The 19,807-nt window shown below is 63.7% G+C and carries 14 protein-coding genes, 1 tRNA gene and 1 pseudogene; 12 read left to right on the top strand and 4 right to left on the bottom strand.

Features of this window, described 5'->3' with window-relative positions; genetic code table 11:
- A pseudogene (locus tag VGL30_RS01350) lies at positions 1 to 458 on the bottom strand (NADH:flavin oxidoreductase); the annotation flags it as partial.
- A 144-nt stretch (positions 459 to 602) separates the two neighbouring features.
- On the opposite strand from VGL30_RS01350, the gene VGL30_RS01355 reads away from it, so the two are divergent.
- Together VGL30_RS01355 and VGL30_RS01360 are read left to right on the top strand one after the other, a co-directional pair.
- Positions 603 to 677: transfer RNA gene (locus VGL30_RS01355), tRNA-Gly, on the top strand.
- Positions 678 to 1,140: 463 nt separating this feature from the next.
- Positions 1,141 to 3,438: a family 16 glycosylhydrolase gene (locus VGL30_RS01360; protein ID WP_331535989.1), complete on the top strand. Its 2,298-nt coding sequence runs from the start codon at positions 1,141 to 1,143 to the stop codon at positions 3,436 to 3,438.
- A gap of 12 nt (positions 3,439 to 3,450) precedes the next feature.
- Here VGL30_RS01360 and VGL30_RS01365 read toward each other — a convergent pair whose 3' ends face one another.
- Positions 3,451 to 5,682, bottom strand: coding sequence for a Calx-beta domain-containing protein (locus VGL30_RS01365; protein ID WP_331535991.1), 2,232 nt, complete (start codon positions 5,680 to 5,682; stop codon positions 3,451 to 3,453).
- A 422-nt stretch (positions 5,683 to 6,104) separates the two neighbouring features.
- Here VGL30_RS01365 and VGL30_RS01370 point away from each other — a divergent pair, with 422 nt between their 5' ends.
- The 4 genes from VGL30_RS01370 (at position 6,105) to VGL30_RS01385 (ending at position 10,389) form a co-directional block, all read left to right on the top strand.
- Positions 6,105 to 6,692, top strand: coding sequence for a sugar transferase (locus tag VGL30_RS01370; protein WP_331535993.1), 588 nt, complete (start codon positions 6,105 to 6,107; stop codon positions 6,690 to 6,692).
- A 349-nt stretch (positions 6,693 to 7,041) separates the two neighbouring features.
- Positions 7,042 to 8,115 (top strand): GDP-mannose 4,6-dehydratase, encoded by a 1,074-nt coding sequence (gmd, locus tag VGL30_RS01375; RefSeq protein ID WP_331536049.1) that lies wholly within the window; start codon positions 7,042 to 7,044, stop codon positions 8,113 to 8,115.
- Positions 8,105 to 9,073 (top strand): GDP-L-fucose synthase, encoded by a 969-nt coding sequence (fcl, locus tag VGL30_RS01380; protein WP_331535995.1) that lies wholly within the window; start codon positions 8,105 to 8,107, stop codon positions 9,071 to 9,073. The genes gmd and fcl overlap by 11 nt, the downstream gene beginning before the upstream one ends.
- A complete protein-coding gene (locus VGL30_RS01385) occupies positions 9,070 to 10,389 on the top strand; it encodes a glycosyltransferase family 4 protein (protein ID WP_331535997.1) in 1,320 nt (439 codons plus the stop codon). Before fcl ends, VGL30_RS01385 begins: the two co-directional genes overlap by 4 nt.
- Here VGL30_RS01385 and VGL30_RS01390 read toward each other — a convergent pair.
- On the bottom strand, positions 10,361 to 11,158 hold the full coding sequence (locus VGL30_RS01390) for a class I SAM-dependent methyltransferase (RefSeq protein WP_331535999.1): 798 nt from the start codon (positions 11,156 to 11,158) through the stop codon (positions 10,361 to 10,363). The genes VGL30_RS01385 and VGL30_RS01390 overlap by 29 nt on opposite strands.
- 133 nt (positions 11,159 to 11,291) lie before the next feature.
- Between VGL30_RS01390 and VGL30_RS01395 the strand changes: the two genes are divergently transcribed.
- The 3 genes from VGL30_RS01395 to VGL30_RS01405 all read left to right on the top strand — a co-directional run bounded on the left by VGL30_RS01395 (position 11,292) and on the right by VGL30_RS01405 (position 14,118).
- Positions 11,292 to 12,356, top strand: a complete 1,065-nt coding sequence (locus VGL30_RS01395) for a glycosyltransferase family A protein (protein ID WP_331536001.1) — start codon at positions 11,292 to 11,294, stop codon at positions 12,354 to 12,356.
- Positions 12,357 to 12,414: 58 nt separating this feature from the next.
- Entirely contained in the window at positions 12,415 to 13,671 is a 1,257-nt protein-coding gene (locus VGL30_RS01400) for an oligosaccharide flippase family protein (RefSeq protein WP_331536003.1), read from the top strand.
- A 225-nt stretch (positions 13,672 to 13,896) separates the two neighbouring features.
- Positions 13,897 to 14,118, top strand: coding sequence for a hypothetical protein (locus tag VGL30_RS01405; protein ID WP_331536005.1), 222 nt, complete (start codon positions 13,897 to 13,899; stop codon positions 14,116 to 14,118).
- Between the two features lie 31 nt (positions 14,119 to 14,149).
- Here VGL30_RS01405 and VGL30_RS01410 read toward each other — a convergent pair whose 3' ends face one another.
- Positions 14,150 to 15,205, bottom strand: coding sequence for a glycosyltransferase (locus tag VGL30_RS01410; RefSeq protein WP_331536007.1), 1,056 nt, complete (start codon positions 15,203 to 15,205; stop codon positions 14,150 to 14,152).
- A gap of 280 nt (positions 15,206 to 15,485) precedes the next feature.
- Here VGL30_RS01410 and VGL30_RS01415 point away from each other — a divergent pair, with 280 nt between their 5' ends.
- The 3 genes from VGL30_RS01415 to VGL30_RS01425 all read left to right on the top strand — a co-directional run bounded on the left by VGL30_RS01415 (position 15,486) and on the right by VGL30_RS01425 (position 19,790).
- On the top strand, positions 15,486 to 16,775 hold the full coding sequence (locus tag VGL30_RS01415; RefSeq protein WP_331536009.1) for a hypothetical protein: 1,290 nt from the start codon (positions 15,486 to 15,488) through the stop codon (positions 16,773 to 16,775).
- An 86-nt stretch (positions 16,776 to 16,861) separates the two neighbouring features.
- Positions 16,862 to 17,551 (top strand): polysaccharide biosynthesis/export family protein, encoded by a 690-nt coding sequence (locus VGL30_RS01420; protein ID WP_331536011.1) that lies wholly within the window; start codon positions 16,862 to 16,864, stop codon positions 17,549 to 17,551.
- 64 nt (positions 17,552 to 17,615) lie between these two features.
- The gene (locus VGL30_RS01425; RefSeq protein WP_331536013.1) at positions 17,616 to 19,790 is read left to right on the top strand and encodes a GumC family protein; all 2,175 of its coding nucleotides are present in this window, start codon (positions 17,616 to 17,618) and stop codon (positions 19,788 to 19,790) included.
- Positions 19,791 to 19,807: the final 17 nt, after the last annotated feature.

Raw genomic sequence — 19,807 nt, forward strand, 5'->3', positions numbered from 1 at the left:
CTTTCCGAGCGCACCGCGGCGGCGACGAAGTCCTCGATCAACTGCTCGACCTCGGCGGTCGACAGCCCGCGCGCGCCCGTCCCTTCGTCGTCGGACGGCGCCACCGGCGCCTCGCCGATCAGGTCCTTAGGGCTGCGCATGCCGGCGTGGTGTAGCTGGGCCACCGCCACACTGTCGAAGCTCTTGATGGTGGCCGCGAGCCTGGTCAGCCCGGCCAGGTGCTCGTCGCCGAACACTCCGAGCTGGCCGGGAAAGCCCTGGCCGATCCGCTGCACGTGCGCCGCGCAGGTCATGGTCAGCGCAAACCCGCCCTTGGCCCGATAGGTCAGCCACTTGAACTCGTCGTCCGACAGCGTGCCGTCCGGGTGGCTCTGCAGGTTGGTCAAGGGCGCGAGCGCCAGGCGGTTCTTCAGCGCCGGGCCGTGCGCCAGCGTCATCGGCTCGAAAAGATCGGTCACGGATGGGCTCACGAGGCGGGCGTCCTTCAAACGGCTGTTCGGCCCCGTCTTAGCGGACGCGCCCGGCGCGCGGCAATCCAGCCGACCTGACAGCGGCTTGAGAGGCGCTGGCAGACCGGCTAAGGAACCGCACCTCTTCGGAGTGCGGCCGTAGTTCAGAGGTAGAACGCAAGCTTCCCAAGCTTGATGTCGTGGGTTCGATTCCCACCGCCCGCTCCAAGCCTTTTCAGCCACTCAGGTATTTGATCAGCCTCGTCGCCGGCCGGTCGAGTCGCCGCCGAGTCGCCGCGCGACGAAACCATTAAGACCCGCGCCCTGGCCGGTAGCCGACAGCGCCTGCGTCCAGTCCGGTTTCAATGGCGAAGCCGCTCCTGCCAAAGCCGCCATTCAAGGTCACGGCATGCGCGCCAATTCGTCGCGCCGACGGTGGGCGGCTTCGCGCCAAGCTCTATTAGGAGCTCACGTTTTATATTTCAGCAGCCGCTGTCCGAGCTTTATCCTCCCAGCCCCGATCGCAGGAAAGCAGGAAGTCTTAAGACTTTCGCTGAAAACTCATCTCCGGAACGAGGTTATAGACGTGGTTACCAGGGCTTAATTGCGCACCTTGTCGCCACACTTTGGTCTATTTGCCTCTTCAGTAGCAACGATGCTTAGAGAGCGTTAGCCTTGTCGGGGATCTAGTATGGTCGGCTACACTAACTATTCCGGGTTGTTTTTGCCTACCAGTGCAAGCTACGTGCGCCAAATCTGGGCTACCGGTACCGACCCGCTGTATGGGCCCGACACCCCAAGCTTTCTGATGGGCTCCAACCAAGGGAACTACCTCCACGGCGGCAGCGGCGACGACACCATCTATGCGATCAATCTGGCCGATCGCATCTCTGGTGGAGCCGGGGTGGATACGGCGGTCGCGACCGTCGACTTCACCCTGCCGAACGACGTCGAAAACCTGACGATGAACGCGCGCTGGACTCCGGTGGTCGGCGTCGGGAACGACGCGGCCAACATCCTGGTGGCGCAATCAGCCAAGGTCACGCTGGCGGGGGCAGGCGGCGACGACGTCATCGTCAGCGCGGGCGGAGACACCTTCGTTTTCGGCCCGGGCTCAGGGCATGACGTCGTGATCAATTTCCAGCCGGGCTCCGACGTCGTCCGGGTGGGCGCCTACGGCTTCGACAGCTTCCAGAAGGTCATGGGCGCCATGACCCAGGTCGGCGGCGACACCCTTCTGCGGCTTTCCGCCAATGACAGCGTCCTGTTCACCGGCGTCCAGCGGTCCGCCTTCAACGCCGGCAACTTCGAGACATCCGTCAACACCTCAACGCTCAAACTGACCTTCGACGACGAGTTCAACAGCCTGAAGCTGCAGAGGCAGGGCGACGCGCACGGATGGGCGACCTCGTACGACTGGGACGCCTACAACACCCAGAGCGCGCACACGATCCAGAATGAGTCCGAGATCTACGTCGACCCCACCTTCTCGGGTTCGGGGGCGACGCCGCTGGGGCTGAACCCCTTTTCCGTGCAAGGCGGCGTCCTGACCGTCACGGCGAGCCAGACCCCCACCTGGGCGAAAGCGGCGCTCTGGGGCTCCGACTATACGTCGGGCCTGATCACGACCAGCGGCGCATTCGCCCAGACGTACGGCTATTTCGAGATGCGCGCCGACCTGCCCGCAGGCCAGGGCGCGTTCCCGGCCTTCTGGCTGCTGCCTCAGGACGGCAGCTATACCGGCGAGATCGACGTCATGGAGACCGTGAACAGCAACAACGAGGTGTGGAATCATATCCACTACAACTCGGCGTCTGGCGTATCCCACGAAGGGTACTCGGCCCTGGTGCCCAATCTGATGTCCGGGTACCACACCTTCGGCGTGCTTTGGACGCCGCAAACCATCACCTGGTATGTTGACGGCTCGGCCGTGAACTCGACCGCCACGCCGGCCGCTCTCAACAAGCCGATGTACATGCTCGCCGACTTTGCTGTCGGCGGCAGCTGGGCCGGGGCGCCTGACGCGAGCGCGATCGCCGCCACCAGCATGAAGATCGACTACATCCGGGCCTACAGCCTCGATGGGGTGTCGATTGTTTCCCCCGCCGCGCCCTCATCCGCCCCGACGTCCTCGACCCCGGCCCCCCTGACGGTGACGGCGACAGCGCCAGCCCCAGTCACGGCCCCAGCGAGCAGCGCATCCCTGGCCATCTCCGGATTGTCGCCCAATGTTACGGAGGGCGTCGGGGGCGTGACTTATGCACAGTTCACGGTGACCCGAAGCGGCGACCTGACCGGCCCGAGTTCCGCCGCGTGGACAGTCTCGGGCTCGGGGTCGAGCCCGGCCAATGCGGCCGACTTCGCCGGCGGCGTCCTGCCCGGCGGCACGGTGTTCTTCGGCCACGGCGAGATCAGCAAGGTCATCTGGATTCCGGTGAAAGGCGATCTTACGTCCGAAGCGAACGAGAGCTTCACCGTGAGACTTTCGAACCCTTCCGGCGCCGGCGTGACCATCGCCTCCGCCGACGGAAAGATTCTCAACGACGACGGCGCGCCCGCCGCCAGCTCCACGACCACGCTGCTCCCGGCAGCGCCGACGGCCTTGGCTCCGGTGAGCACGGGCGGTCCCAGGCTTTCCATCGCGGCCACCAGCGCGGAGGTGACCGAGCATCATGGGGCGATCACCTATGCGCAGTTCGCCGTCACGCGCGCCGGCGATCTCACGGGACCCACGACGGTCGCCTGGACGACCGCCGGCTCCGGCGCCCACGCCGCCAGCGCTGCGGACTTCGATCATGGCGCAATGCCGGCCGGCACCGTGTTTTTCGGAAACGGCGAATCGCTCAAGACGATCTGGGTGCCGGTGGCGGGTGATTACGTCAGCGAACCCGACGAAGGGTTTACGATCACGCTTGCCAACCCGACCGGCGGGAGCATCGCGACCGGATCGGCCGCCGGGTTGATCCACAACGACTGGCAGGTCGCATAAGGACGTCCGGCGTCATGGCACCGTGACGCCATCGTCGTTCAATATGGTCCCCAACGCGCTTCCCACGACGACGCTGGCGCCGGTCGCGTTGTGCAAGGTAAGGGTGAAGGTTTCGTCCGGTTCGTTGACGGCGTCTCCGTGGACCAGAATCCAGATGGATTTCTGAGTCTCGCCGCCGCCAAAATAGCTCGTCCCGCCCGGCAATCCTCCGACCAAGTCGCTTGCATCGACGGGGTGGGCGCCGCTGCCGGTAACGACCCAATCGACGGTCGAAGGCCCGCCGACATCGCCGGATCGCGCAACGTCGAAGACGAAGTAGGTGTCGCTTCCCGTTCCTTCCATCGCCTGGAGCGACTGCGGCCCAATGGAAAGCGACGTCCCCGACGGCGCCGCGTCGTCGTTCTGGATGACGCCCTGGGCGGTCGCGCCGGTGATGGTGGCGCCGGAGGGGTTGGAAAGGGTGACGGTGAAGGACTCGTCAGTCTCGACGGCCGCGTCGCCGGCCGCATTGACGGTGACGGTGGCGGAGCTCTGGCCGGCCGCGAAGTTCACGACGCCGGAGGGCAGGACGCCGCCGGCGAAGTCGGCGGCGTTGGCCGGGTTGGCGCCTGAGCCGCTCACCGCCCAGGCGGCGGAGCCCGCGCCGCTGAGGTCGCCGGAGCGCGTGACGGTGTAGAGGAACGCCGTCGATCCGCTGTCTCCCTCCAGGTGCGAGACCGTGGCCGGGCCCAGCGCAAGCGTGGCTCCCGGCGCCGCGTCGTCGTTCTGGATGACGCCCTGGGCGGTCGCGCCGGTGATGGTGGCGCCGGAGGGGTTGGAAAGGGTGACGGTGAAGGACTCGTTGGGCTCGGCCGCCGTATCCCCGGCGACCGGAATCCAGATGGTTTTGCTCGCTTCGCCGCCGCCGAAGAATACCTTTCCCGACGGGAACGCGCCGCCGCTGAAATCCGACGCCGACGCCGGATTGGCGCCGCTGCCCGCCACTGCAAACGTCGCCACGCTGGGGCCAGCCAGGCTTCCCGATCGTTGCACCGTGAACACGAAGTAGGTGTCGCCGCTGGCGCCCTCGGGCTGCGTAATGGTCGCCGGCCCCACGGTGAGGGTGGTCCCGGCCTGGCTGTCGTCGTTGAGAACCGTTCCCGTGGCGGTAGCTGCAGTAATCGTTCCCCCGGTCGCGTTCGACAGCGTCACGGTGAAGCCCTCGTCCGGCTCGACGACGGCGTCTCCGTTGACGTTGACCGTGATGGTCGCGGTCGCCTGGTTCGCCGCGAAGTTCAGCGCACCTCCGGGCAGCGTTCCGCCGGTGAAATCCGCAGCGTTCGCAGGGGCCGCCCCTGATCCGGTCACCGCCCAGGAAACCGTCGTGGCGGCGGCAAGACTTCCCGTTCGCGTCACAGTGTAGGTGAACGGCTGGGGCCCGCTCGCGCCCTCGCTGAGGGATTGAGGGCCTGAAATCGCCAGATTGGTGAATGTCGGCCCTGTGCTCGCTTGATAAGCCCTGATGTAATCGATCTGGTAGTTTGCCGGAAATACCGTGCTCGCTGTAGGAGGGCCACCCCAGGATCCTCCCACCGCAAGGTTCAGGATCATGTACATCGGCGAATTCATTTCCGGCGCAGTCGGCGCTACGCCGGTGACCTGGCCGTCGAAATAGTAGGTTATCTTGTCAGCTTCCCAGTCCACTCCATAGCGGTGGAAGCCGGCCGACATGTCGGGGACCTTGGTGTTGAAGGACCGGTCATAACTCGTGTCGGCCGGGTGGGAGAACTGCCACAGCGACGTAGGGTCCTTCCCTAGAACCTCCATGACGTCGATCTCGGGGCGCCACGCGCCCGCCTGGCTGGGAAGCAGCCAGAACGCAGGCCATAACCCATCACCTTTGGGCAATTTCGCACTGATCTCGAAGTACCCATAGGTCTGGGAGTATGAGAACTGGGTGGTTAAAACGCCCGAAGTGTAGTCGTAATTATTGATGTAAGGCTTGATCGCCGGATCGGTTTTGGCCGCCGTGAGGCTTAGGACGCCACTTGATACGGTCCACGGATTTACCGAAGACGTATTCGCAGTATTATCGTTGATATACCACTGTAACTCCCCGTTTGATGGAAAGGTGGCAATGTCGGCCCCAAAATAATAATTTGTGTACCAGGTCCCGGCGCTGCCGTTCCAGAGGCTTAGATTATTGAATTCGTCGGAAAAGGTAAGCGAGGCTGTACCGGCAAGATTGTTTGGATCTATTGCCATGTAAATTTAACCTTAACTAACATTATCGGACGCCTACGATTACCAAAGCCAACGCCAATTCGGGTCGATTTGGGGGGGCAAGCCTGCGCGCGCCGCCCCGTCCTCAACAGTAATACTTAACAGCCGTGACCGTTCCGGCCCCACCCGGTGCGCCCGCCGTTGTCAGCGGCGCTGTCTGCGTGGCCGTCTTGACCCGGAACCCTAGTGGCGGTCCCCCGTTATGGTCAATGAGGGACTAACGGGGCCGAGGGCTGCTGCCGATGACTGACGCCACTTTGGGGTCCAGGAGGGCTGCCTCCCTGGATCGTGGTGATTCGACGCGACAGCTTTGCTTGCCCCAGTCGCGGGCGTCATATCCTCTCAAGCGCCGCGCGCCTGGCGCGAAGCGGCTTTCCGCCGGCGGCCGGGAGGTGGCGGCTGCGGTGGATCTGCTCCTTGCGCTGCTGCTGCTCGCCGCAATCGCGCCGCTCATGGCAGCCATCGCGGTGGCGGTGTTCGCGCACGACGGGGGACCGGCGTTCTTCGCCCACAGCCGCGTCGGACGCGGCGGCGCTCGCTTCAAATGCCTGAAGTTCCGCTCGATGTGCGTCGACGCCGAGGAACGGTTGTCACGGCATCTCGCCGCGGACCCGCAGGCGCGCGAGGAATGGCGGCGAAGCCAGAAGCTGCGCAACGATCCCCGGGTCACGCCGCTGGGCCGGTTCCTGCGCCGCTCGAGCCTCGACGAACTCCCGCAGCTCATCAATGTGGTTCGAGGCGAAATGAGTCTCGTCGGGCCGCGCCCGATCGTGGAGGCCGAGATCGCCAACTATGGCCGTCGCTTCCCGTATTACGCTTCGGTCAAGCCAGGCATCACCGGTCTCTGGCAGGTGGGCGGGCGCAGCGATACGCCCTATAGAACGCGGATCGCTCTGGATTCCCTCTACGCGAGACGGCGAGGCTTGGCGCTGGACATGTCGATCCTCCTCCGCACCGTGCCGGTGGTGCTGTTCCGGCATGGATCTTGCTGAGATCCAGTCTTAATCACCCTGCAACCGCGTGGCTGCACCATGGCGTATCGTTTTGAACAGCATCGTGAGTCCGTACGCTTGCCAGTTGGCCAACCAGCTGAACTTCGACAAATGGCGCCGCCGGGCGCATCCATCGGAAGCACCGGACCTTGGTGCATCGATGGGTCATCGGACGGCGGCGGCGCGCGCTTTCGCGCCATGGCTGCGTGGACGATCGTTCGACATGCGTGGGGCCCGTCACGACCTTCGGCAGGCGGCAAAGTTCGCAACGACCGCGGCCTCTGCAGCTCGTTGAATACGCAAGCCTAGGCGTCATCTTCTTTTCCGGAAATGTGTGGACCTGAACAATATGGCATCGAGTTCAAGGAAGGTGGCCCTGATAACGGGTGCGACGGGCCAGGATGGTGCGTATCTCTCAGAGCTTCTTCTGGAGAAGGGATACGTGGTGCACGGCGTAAAGCGGCGGTCGTCGTCGTTCAATACAGGCCGGATCGACCACCTTTACCAATCTCCACAGGACCCTGACCGCACGTTCACGCTGCATTATGGCGACATGACGGACAGCACCAATCTCATTCGAATTGTGCAGCAAACCCAGCCGGATGAGATATACAATCTGGCTGCGCAGAGCCATGTGCAGGTAAGTTTCGAGACTGCCGAGTATACGGCAAATGCCGATGGCTTGGGTGCGCTCAGGCTTCTTGAGGCGATTCGTATCCTGGGCTTGGAGCAGAAGACCAGATTTTACCAGGCGTCGACATCCGAGCTATACGGCAAAGTCAAAGAGACTCCGCAGAGCGAAACGACCGCCTTTCAGCCACGCAGTCCCTACGCCGCCGCCAAATTGTTCGCATATTGGACGGTCGTGAACTATCGGGAAGCCTACGGGGTGCACGCCTCCAACGGTATCTTGTTCAATCACGAGAGCCCTCTGCGAGGCGAGACCTTCGTGACCCGCAAGATCACGCGGGCCGTGGCGGCCATCCATCATGGCCGTCAGGATCGCCTGTACATCGGCAACCTGAGCGCCCAACGGGATTGGGGACACGCGCGCGAATACGTGCGCGGCATGTGGCTGATGCTTCAGCAGGACCAACCTGACGACTACGTGCTTGCGACCGGCGAGACCGCGAGCGTCCGGGATTTCGTTACGTGTGCGTTCGCACGTATCGGCACCCAGTTGGAATGGCGCGGCGAAGGCGTTGACGAGCAAGGGATTTGCAGCCGGACCGGCCGGGTGCTGGTGCAGGTCGACGAGCGCTACTTCCGCCCCACCGAGGTGGACCTCCTGCTTGGGGACGCATCCAAGGCGCGTTCACGTCTGGGCTGGCACCATCGGACCAATTGGCGGGATCTCTGCGTCGAGATGGTGGACCGGGATCTGGTGGGCCTGTTGCAGGACCGTATGCAAAATGCCGAGTGACGCAGCCTTCTCGCTACGTGGAAAGAAGGTCTGGGTCGCCGGCCACAGGGGGATGGTGGGCTCCGCCCTCGTCAGACGGTTGCAGGCTGAAGATTGCCAGGTCATCCGCGAAGATCGGGCGAGGCTCGACCTGACGGACCAGCTGCAGACCCGCCAATGGATTGCAGACGCTCGACCGGAGGCAATCTTCCTGGCGGCCGCGAAGGTCGGGGGAATTCTGGATAACAGCTCCTTCCCCGTTGATTACCTGCTGCTCAATCTGCAGATAGCAACCAACGTCATCGAGGCGGCCGCACGTTGCGGCGTAGAGAAGCTGCTGTTCCTGGGCTCAAGCTGCATTTATCCCAAGATGGCGCCGCAACCGATTGAAGAAGACTCCCTGCTTACCGGCCCTCTGGAACCCACCAACGAATGGTATGCAGTCGCAAAGATCGCCGGGATCAAATTGAGCCAAGCCTATCGCCTTCAGCATGGCTGCGATTTCATCAGCGCGATGCCCACGAACCTCTATGGGCCGAATGATAATTTCGGCCTGGCGTCAAGCCATGTCCTGCCCGCCCTCATCCGGAAGGCGCACCAGGCCAAGGTCACGGGGCAGGCCGCCCTGGAGGTGTGGGGAACTGGAACGCCGCGCCGAGAGTTTTTGCACGTGGATGACTGTGCGGATGCGCTGGTGTTTTTAATGAAGAGGTACTCCGCGGCCGATCATGTGAATGTCGGCTCGGGCGAAGACCTCAAGATTCTGGAGCTGGCGAAGCTGGTCTGCGAGGTTGTGGGGTTCAATGGGGAGTTGGTCTGGGATTCCACGAAACCGGATGGAACGCCGCGCAAGCTGATGAGCGCCGCCCGTATGCAATCCCTGGGCTGGCGGCCAAAAATAGGACTCCGGGGCGGCATCCGTCAGACCTATGAATGGTTTCTTGCAAACTCTGAACGCGAGCTGGAGGAAAATTCGTGAATCAGGTTTTCCAAAGCCGTATATCGGCCGAGGCGTCTGCCGGGCACGACCCCAGGGGCGCTGAAATCCTGATTCTTACCGGATATTACCACCCCGAGCCGACGGGAAGCGCCCCTCCGATCTCGGACCTCTCCTACTGGCTGGCCGAGAATGGGGCGCGGACGAGGGTGCTGACCACCCGCCCCAGCTACCCCCGGTCGGAGGTGACTGCGGGCTACCGCTTGGGCGAGCGCGATCATGAGACGGTGAACGGTGTGCGGGTGCATCGGCTCCCCGCCGACATCGCGCCGAACCGCGGGATGCTCGGGCGTTTCAAGACCGAATTCAGCCTTCTCCTGCGGATGTGGGCTGCGAAGCTGGCGGGGTCGGTCAAGTCGTCGCCGTATGTGATCTGCGTATGCCCCTCAATCTTCGTGGTGGCGGCCGTGGGACTGTTTCTGAAGCGGGGCGGCCGCAGTCTCTGCATCGTGCACGACATCCAATCGGGACTGGGCTCCAGTCTGGGCTTCACATCCGCCGGGCTTCTGCTGGGGATTTTACGCAGGTTGGAGGCATGGGCCCTCAACCGCTGCCATGTCATCGTCGCCCTCTCCGACGAGATGGCAGAGGAGGTGAGGGGGCTGGGCGTGAAGCGCCCGATCGTGGTTATTCCACCGCAGGTCGACGTTCGTGAGCTGGGCGGCTTGCCGGAGCCCGCGGCGGACGTTCCCGCGCTTCTCTACTCCGGCAACCTGGGGCGTAAGCAAGGCCTGGATCAGGTCCTCGCGCTCGCCCGGACCTTGCTTGCACGCGGCGTTCGGGCGCGGGTCATCATACGCGGGGAGGGCAGCGAGCGCGCGGAGCTCTGTCGGCAGGTTGCGGAAGAGAAGCTTGAGAACGTGGTGTTCCAGGATCTCGTCAGCCGTGAAACCCTGCGGGAGGCTTTCGCGGAAGGCGTCATCCATCTGGTGCCGCAGCATCCGAACGGGGCGACGTTCGCGGTTCCCAGCAAGCTGTTTTCGATCATGGCGGCGGAACGGCCCTTCCTCGCAACCGCCGCGCCGAACAGCCCGATCGCCAAGACCACCAAGGCGAGCGGCGGCGGCCTGTGCGTCGAACCCTACAACACGGACGCCCTCGCCGACGCAGCGGAGGACCTGCTGCGGAATCCCGCCCTGCGCCGGAGAATGGGCGCCGCAGGGCGGGAATACGTCGAGCGGTACGTCGATCGCGAGGTCGCATGCCGAAGGATATGGAGCGCCTTGCAGGCGGGCGCGCCCGCCCGGGAGTTCCGCGCGGCCTGGGCCCTTAATCGCGCTCGATCAGGCTCGACTTGAAGCGCTTCAACGCGGGGTACAGCGGCGAGTCCCGCAGCACCCGCTTCCATTCGGGATAAGAGGCAAATCGAACGCCGAAAAGATCCACCTGTGACCCGTACATCTCAGAGGTTTTCTCGTAACGCTTGTCCCACCTCGAGCGAAGCCAGTCACGATAGGCGCCCGCGAACTGCGGGTGACTGAGGTAAAGCTTGTTGGGCGTGATCGCAAACGGCCGCAGCCCGCCTTCCACCATATAGGCTTGCAGGCCGATCGAAACTTCAGGAAAAAACTCGTTGAACACGTCGTCGATCACCACCACCCCATGCGGCTCGCTGACCGCTTCGGCGATCTGCAGGTCGTTGCGCGTGCAATCGATGGTATGACCGCCATCGACGGAAAACAGCCTGGAGCGGCCGCAGGCGGCGACGATCTCGGAGGGATCCAACTCGAGAGAGGAGCCTTGGAAGACCTTGACCGCGTCGGCGCGGCCTGTCCATTTCTCGAGGTTCCTCCTGAAAGTGTCGTAGTCCCCCTTCCCTGAGGCGTCTGCGTTGAGATTCTGCTGCTCAAATAGATCTACAGCAAAACTTGGGCGATCTGGATCGGAAAGCATGTGAAGAATAAGAAATAATTTACCGTGATGGACGCCTATCTCTCCCGAACTGCCGGTAAAACTCTGCTGCCGTTGGTACTGAGATATCGAGCTGATGAATGTGGCGCTAACAGGATTCAGCCAGCCACCGACGCTACTTAGGCCGCCGGTAAGATAACGGGATAGATTGTCCATGTAACCCTTCGTCCGCAGGTGGTATATGTATTTATCACTTGCAGAGCGAGCGTCAACTGTCCTGCTAGTCCTTAGGGGGGCTCGCAAAACCTCAGTGCTGCGAGTGCGGCGGGAATCTGGAGAAACGAAGGCGATGGACGAGAGGTCGCTGGACGGACCCAGACTTTCGGGCGGCGCCACTCTGTGCGCGATCATCGTTAACTATAATTACGCGCAATTCATCGCCCAGGCGATCGAGAGCGTATTGCGGCAGACCGAGCCATTCGACGAGGTGATAGTGGTCGACGATGGTTCGACCGACGATTCGCTGTCGGTCATCCGGCGTTTCGCGGGGCGGGTGGTGGTCGTGGGGAAACCCAACGGCGGCCAGCTCACGGCGACGATCGCGGGTCTCGCGAGGAGCCGGGCTGAATATGTCTATGTTCTGGACGCCGATGATTTCCTGGAGACGAACTTCGTGCGCGAGGTCAAGGGGTGCTTGGCTTCCAAACCGGTAAAGGTGCAGTGCCAAATGAAGGGCGTGGACGGGCGCGGGGAATCCTTGATATCTCTGTTCCCGACCTATCCGAAGAAGTACGACGCCGCGCGGATGCGGGACGATAACAGAAGCATCGGGTTTTATATCTGCCCTCCGACATCCGGGAACGTTTACCGGCGGGACTATCTCGATCAAATAGACCTGACGCGCCTGGAATCCCACGAGCCGTTGGATGGTCCGCCGGCGCTCGCCGCGCCCTATTTCGGCGAGGTCGCCACCTTGACATTTCCCCTGGCGTGCTACCGGGTCCATGGAGCCAACGACAGCCGGTGGGACCGGCCCGACGCCAAACTGCTTCAGGGCGAGATCGACTGGTTCGAGCGGCGATGGAAAGATGTCGTGGCGATTGTGGGGGTGGCGCAGCCGCCGTTCGGGGACAAGGCGCCGCTGTACATTCGCGAGCGCCGCATGATGTTGGCGGCTCTGGGGGAAAGCGGGGCGCTGGCGGGCCACGTCGGCAGATTCGTCGCGCGGCTCTGGGGCACGCACATGGATTTCAAGCACAGATTTCTGCTTACCGGCTGGGCGATCTCACTTTTGACTCCGTCAAGCCGTTACCGGCGGCAGGCCGTCTACGCGCGACGCTCGCCTGTGAACCGATCGGCTCTCATGAAGCGCTTCCTCGTCGGAAGAAAAGCGGCGCCCTCGCGCACCGCATGAGTTCTTCCTGCAGCGACCAGGCGCTGCACCCGACGAATGAGAGAGCTTAGGTCGTGACGTGTTAGATCGCCTGCTGATCAAGAATGTCGCCGTCTACTCGGCTCATTATGCTGTCCGATTCCTCTTTCCGCTCATTGCCACTCCGTTTCTTGCGCACGTGCTGACGCGGGACAAGTTCTCCGAATTTGCAATCATCAATTCGTGCATATGGACCTCCTCGGTATTCATCGAGTTCGGATTCTACATTTACGGAGTCACCCGCGTCGGCGCTGTCGGCGAGAACCGGGAGATGCTCGGGAAGGTCGTCTCGGGGATAACCTATTCGAAGCTCTTTCTGTCGCCGTTCGCCGCGGCGGTGTATCTCATTCTGAGTTGTCTCACCGGGGTCATCGTGCGCGCCCCGGCCGCAACCGTCATCGGCCTGGTCAGCATGCTGCTGTCGGGCGCCAGCTTCACTTGGTTTTTCCAGGGGCGCCAAAGAGGCGCGTTCGTAATCGTCAGCGAGTCCGCACCCCTGGTGGTGCAACTCCTGTTGCTCCTCTGGCTGGTCAGATCGCCGGACGAGCTATGGCTGGCCATAGCGATCCAGGCGCTGGCGCCTCTGGTCTCGCTCTCGGCGGCGTTGATCACGATCTCGCGGGACGGGCTCCTGGGCCGCCCGATGTTCACAGAAGTCCGCAGCTTGCTGCGGGAGGCGTCGCCTTACTTCATCGAGCGGCTGAGCTACAGCACGTACACCTCCATAATGCCGTCGTTGATCGTGCTCCTGGCCAGCAGATCGGCGGTGGCCGACTATAGTGTCGGCGAGCGGTTCGGGACCTTGCTGGTCGGGCTTTCCGGACCGCTGTCGCAGGCGGCCCTGCCAAGGGTCGCCCGGGCGGCGCGTGGCGGCGCCGGCGGATGGCGCCTTCCCATCGGGCTCGTGATCTTCATTACGGCGGTCACGGCCGTGTTCGCCCTCGGCCTGGGCTTCAGCTCCAAATTGATCGTCGACCACTTCTTTCCGCAGGGCTACGAGCGGGCGGTGGTGGTGGCGCAGATCTTCTGCGTGACGGCGTGCTTCGCGACCCTCGGGTACTCGGTGACCAATTTCATCCTTATTCCCCGCGGCAAGGCGCGGGTGATGTACTGGAGCAGCGGCTTCGCATTCGTCTTCGGCCTCGCCGCGCAGATCGTCCTGGTTCCTCGATGGGGCGCCCAAGGCGCCGCCCTGGGCCGGCTCGTGTCGGAGGCGGTGGTCGCCCTGGTGATGTGCGTCGCGGCATTCAGGCTTGTCCGGGAGACGCGCGCGCCAGGCCGCCGGGACGCGGGTTAGCGGCCGCCATCCTCTGATTCGCCCCGGTTCCAGACGGGCAGTTCAGGCTGCGGCTCCTACACCCATGAACTGACTTCCGTCCCACGCCTGCCGCCCGCTCGCCGGGTGCGGCGCCGTTGGCCCCGCGGTTGCATCCGCAGGCCTTGGGCGGTCCCGGTGTGCCAGCTTTGGATGACCGCGACCGGCGCCGGGGACTGCCCTCCGGTGAGGGTGGTGGAGACGCAAATGAGCGAGGAAGAGTACAAGGCCTCCCGGTCCGCGGCCCGCAAGCGACGTGTCGAAGAGCGCCGGCGCCGCTCTCAGGCCCAGATGCGTCGGCGGAAGCGGCTGGAAAATTGCCTCGCGGCGCTCACGGGAATATTGCGGCTGAAGCGGACCCCGCCGGATTTGGAAACCTCCGCCGCGGCGGCCACGTGCGGGGATGCGGCCTCTCCCAAGGAGGAGTAGCCGGGGCTGCCCGACCCGGGGCCTCAGGCGACTACGCGCCGGAGCCGGGCGCCTCCAGGGCGCGGCCGAAGGGCTCGAGGCAGCGGTCCCATGTGTAGCGATCCATGCAGGCGGCCTTGAAGGCCTGGAAACGGCCGAGGATGTCGGCGACCGGCTGGCGCCGGATCTCCTCCACCGCCGATGCGACCTCCTGCTTTGAGGACACGAAGCGAACGAACTCCTCCGCGTGGGGAAGGCCCTCGAACTCGCGCGACAGGTCGCATGAACTCAGTACGACGGCGTTCACCGCCACATATTCCAACGACTTGAGCTTGAAGCCGCCCTGGAAGCGGTCGGTGATCAGGCCGAAGCGAAGGCCTGCGGACCAATCCACCTCGTCCGCCTTCACCGCCCTGGCCTGGCCTTGCAGCACGGCCAGGGCGGTCGGGTCGCTCGTCAGGATCGGGTAGGCGAGGGGGGCGCCCTCGGCGAAATGCTTCAGGTCCCGGCGCTTGCGCCACCAACCGTAGGATCCGGTCAACACCAACTCCGGGAGCACGGTCGCACCCGGCTGCAGGGCGACGGACGGCGGGGCGCCCGGGGGCGCGGTCTGCACGTCCGGCCGCCGGGCGCCGATCCGGCGCATCCCGTCCACGTCGGCGCGGGAAATGCAGATGATGGTCGCCTCAGGGTCGGCGCACCACCTTCGGTCGAACGCCTTCGCCAGGGGCCGCATCATCGGTCCGAGCAGGGAGGACTCGCTCTCGGCGATCACCGATTGCACGTTGTGAGAGAAGAATATCTTCCGCGCCTGGCCCGGCCTGCAATCGGCCGACAAGGGAAAGGTCGCTTCATGGGCGAAAACGATCGCGTCATACCGACGCCGCGCAAGGGCCTCCGCCAGGCGCGCCCGGTTCGAGGCGCCGAAATAGCCCCCGACCTCGGGCGGCAGGCCCCGGAAGAGATTCAAGGCGTGGCTCACCCTTGGAAGTCGCCGCAGTTCGAGCGTGTCCAGATCAGCGTGGCGCCCGAGATATTCGGCCAGACGGCGATAGACCACCGTGTCACCGCCGTTCAGCTCCGTGCTGGCGGCCGGACGTACGATCAAGCAACTCGGCATCGGCGCTCCCAGCATCAGTCCGCGTCCGGGCGGCCGCCCGGAGCTGCAGCCCGACCACAGGCGCAGGGCTGGGCGCCGGGATCAAGCTGGGTCTCGTTTCGCATTTCCTGGCGCGCGATGCATTCGCGCTGCTGACTTGCCGCCCATCTTTGCGTTATGGAGAGAAGTTCGCGTTATGGGGAGGAATGCGCATGCGAACCAGGCTGCGTCCCCCCTGTCGCGAGGCGGCCTCCTCGCATGAGATCTGGCGCATGACCGTAAACGGTAAGTGATGTTGACCCAGGCTGAGCAGACAACGTTCGCACACACCACGAGACAAGTGGCCGTGCTGAGGGATTTGAGCTACTGGGTGTTCGCCTTCCAGATATTCTCACTGGTCTTCCTGCAGAAGTTCGCGCTGCCGGTCGGAAAACTGCCGATCAGCGTGCCGATGATCACTCTGTATGTATGCCTAGCAGTCTTGGTGCTGAAAAGCCAGCTGTACATTTCGCCCTTACGCCTCACGGCGGTAGGGTTGCTCTTTGCGGTCACACTTGTTACGCAGATCACTATCAGGAAGCCGATTTCTGCTCCGAGCTTCTTGCAATTCTTGCTTCTGTACCTGCCATTCCTCTTTGTCTGGCGCGTGTCCGGCGAGAAGTATCTGAAGTTGATGGGCGTCTTCCAGAACGCCATGATCATTGCCGGCGCAATGGTCTTCGTCCAATTGGCCTCACAAATGGTTCTGGGTCTGGGCAACGCCCCGAACCTGGAAATTTTTGTGCCGCACAAGTTTCTGCTTCCCGGATACAATTACGCAGCGCCTATTACGTGGGGACAGAAATTTGTTCGACCCAATGGTTTCTTCCTCCTTGAACCTTCCTTTGTCTCTTCCTTCCTCGCTTCGGCCTTGATCATTGAATTACTGTTCTTTCACCGCCTCTGGAGGATCATCTACTACGCCGCCGCGCTGCTCGGGGTGGTGGCCGCAACCGGCATCGTCATGACGCTGATCGCCGCCCCCCTCCTGCTGGCGAGGCGGAATTTCCGCGCCGCCGCCGTGACGGGGTTCGCCGGGATCATCGGCGCGATCGCGGCCCTGGCGACCGGCGCCGCGGACCTGCTGCTCGGGCGCTTCTCCGAACTGGGCTCGCCCCGCAGCAGCGCCTTCCAGCGGCTGATCGCCCCCTTGCTCTATCTGCGCGACGTCTATGTCGACCCCAGCAAGGTGTTGACGGGGGTGGGTGCGGGCAACAGCAACGAGGTCGGAGTCAGCCTTTGGCCCGTGGCTAAGGTGATGATTGAATATGGGGCTCTTTCCGGCATCATATTCATGATTTTTCTCGCCATCTGCATGGGGCGCTCGGTCAACAAGCCATTGGCGCTGGCGTTGTTCATCACCTACAATTTCACCGGTGGTTTCCTGTTGGTCCCGATCACGGTCATACAGATCCTATTGCTGGCATGCCTCTTGCAGATTTCCGTCCCGCAGACCTTTGCTCGTGGCGCGGCGGGACGCTTTAGCCCCGTCGACCAGAGGCGGCAGGGGAATCGAGGGGCCGTCCCCAGCCCGGGCTAGGGATCCCGGAGGGGAACGGAACGGCGGTTCCTCAGGTTATATTACAGGGGCGTTGGGCGCTCCTGGCTCAAATGAGGACGCTCAGGATGATCCCGCGATCGCTTACCGGTTTGGCTTTGGTCCTGCTCGTCGCGAGTTCCGCGCCCGGAAGCGCCGCGGCGCGTGGAACGGCCAAGGAACTGCCGCCGCCTGACAGTGCGGTGTCGATCCGGCCGGGAGACGCCGATTACCGTATCGGGCCCCAAGACCTCCTGGATGTGAATGTCTTCCAGGTGCCCGACCTCAGCAAGTCCATCCAAGTCGACTCCGGCGGCAAGATTCTTCTACCGTTGATCGGATCCCTGCCCGCTGCGGGCCGAACCGCCTTTGACCTATCCCAGGACATCACGACTGCGTTGAAGCAGCGGTACCTTAAGGATCCGCAGGTCGTGGTGAGCGTGAAGGAGGCGTCCAGTCAGAAAGTGACAGTGGACGGCGCCGTGCAGCAGCCGGGAATCTACCCCCTTCAAGGGCCGACGACCCTGATGCAGGCCATCGCTCTCTCTCATGGCGTCGATCCGAGGGTCGCGAACCTGAGGAAGGTCGCCATCATCCGGGTGGTGAATCAGCAACGCACGGCCGGTATGTTCGACCTGGCGGCCATTCGCGCGGGCAAGGCCCAGGACCCCCAGGTTTATGGTCAAGACGTGATCATCGTAGACACTTCCGGCGGCAAGTCGTTCTTGCGCGACTTCTCGCAGACCTTCCCACTCTTCCAAATCATTCCCTTCCTCTGAAGCTCAGCAACGTCACGGACGTGAGAGCTAGAAGAGGTGATGCTACTGTGCGGATCGTAAGCCAATGAGCAATATAGTACCTGTCTCGCACGTGCCGATGACGACGGGCGGACTGCCTCAGCAGTACGTTCCCGAACGTCCCGAGTTGCGGACCCTGTTGGGCATGCTGCTGCAACGGGCTGGGCTGGGGTTGGGGGTGGCGGCCGCGATCTTCGCGGTGGTCGTCCTCTACACCTGGACCCGCGAGCCGCTCTACACGGCCTATGGATCGGTGCTGGTCGATCCGAAGCAGGAGCACCTTACCCGCGCCAAGGCGCCGGACTTCAATGGAACGCCCGACACCAGCGCCGTCGATACGCAGGTGGAGCTGCTTCGCTCGAGAGAGGTGGCTCAGGCGTTGGTCAACCGCTTCAACCTCGGCAACGATCACGAGTTCAATCCTGCCGTCCGCCCGGGGAAGCGGGCAAATCCCAAGGATCTGCCGCGGGTGATCGACCGCGTGCAAGACCGTATCGCCATCGGTCGCAACGGCCAGACCTACATCATCACCGTGGGCTTCTCGTCCGCTGCGCCCGAAAAGGCGGCGACCCTTTCGAACGGTCTGATGCAGGCCTTCTTGAACAAGGAGCTCCAGGACAAGGTGGCGCGCGTGGAGCGCGCCAAGGTGGAATTGGGTGCGAGCCTGGAGACGATGCGCCGCGATGCGGAGGCCGCCGAGGCGCGCGTGCAGGAGTACAGGAACAACCACGGGCTCTTCAGCGCGCAGGGCTCGACCATGGCCGAGCAGGAAGTCTCGACCCTGAATCAGCAGATCGCCGGAGCCCGGGCCGAAACGGCTGAGAAGCGGGCCCGGCTGGAGGCCGCCCTCGCCCAGGTGGGTCGCGGTGGCGGCGGCGAGGATGTCGGGGCGGCCCTTGGCTCGGAAACGATCCGCGAACTACGCAAGACCGAAGCGGACACCAGTGTGAAGCTCGCCCAGCTGCAGGCCGATTTCCAGCCCGGATACCCCGAGGTGGTGCGTACGCAAGCGCAGCTGGATAATGTCCGCGCCGCGATCCAGAAGGAGATCAAGCGGATCCTTTCCAGCCTCAGCGCCGACTCCCAGGCGGCTGCGCAGCGGGAAGCCTCGCTGCTGGGTAGCCGGAACGTGGCGCAGGGCGGGCTCGCAGCGAACGGTCAGGCCCAGGTCGGCCTGCTCGCCCTGCAACAGCGCGCCGACTCCGCCAGGCAGATCTACGAAGCCTATTTGAACCGGGCGAAGGAGGTCGCGGCCGAAGGAAGCCTGCAAGAGGCTGACGCCTCCATCACCGCCCGGGCGTTCGTTCCGACCAAGCCTTCGACCCCCAACAAGCCCCTGATGCTGCTCCTCGCCACGCTGCTGTCTCTGATCGGCGGCGCGGCCGCGATCCTGATCGCAGAGTTCTGGGCGCGCACGATGCGGAACGGCTCCGACATCGAACGCGAGCTCGGCGTCCGTTTCGCGGGCCTGATCCCCGACTACGCCTCCGTGGCCGGCCGGATGCGTGAGCGGGGCCCCACCGCGGCGTCGGACTATATGGTCACCCAGCCGCTCTCCAGCTTTGCCGAGGCGCTTCGCAACCTTCGCGCCTTCCTGCTCTATTCGGCAGGTGGGGCGCCTTTCAAATTGGTCGCCGTCACCTCGGCAGTGCCCCGGGAGGGCAAGAGCATGACCTCCCTCTGTCTTGCGCGGGCGATGGCGCTGTCGGGCTCGCGTGTGCTGGCCATGGACTGCGACCTGCGCCAACGCGGCCTCACCAGACTTATCGGAGACGCGAAGCTCGGCATCGTGCAGGTGGTGGAAGGATCGGCCTCCCTGGAGCAGGCGCTGCTGCACGACTCCAAGACCGGTCTTTGGATCCTGCCGGCCGCCCATGGCGCGGCGCCCTACGATTTGTTCACCAATCCCAAGACCGACGCTCTCTTCGAGCACCTCGGCGCCAAGTTCGACTATATCATCATGGATACGCCGCCGATCCTCGGTATTGCGGACGCCCGGATCCTCGCGACGAAAGCGGATCGGGTGCTCTATGCGGTGCACTGGAACAAGACGCCGTTGCGTACAGCGCAGTCCGCGATCGAAATCCTTCGGGAATGCGGCGCTGACATCGCCGGCGCCTTGCTCACGCGCGTGGACGTGAAGCGCCAGGCGAGGTTCGGCTACCAGGACTCCAGCGACTACTTCCACGCATATCGGAAGTACTATGCGACGGTGGCCTGATGGCGACCTCACCGGAG

Source organism: Phenylobacterium sp. (assembly GCF_036502675.1).
GTDB lineage: Bacteria > Pseudomonadota > Alphaproteobacteria > Caulobacterales > Caulobacteraceae > Phenylobacterium.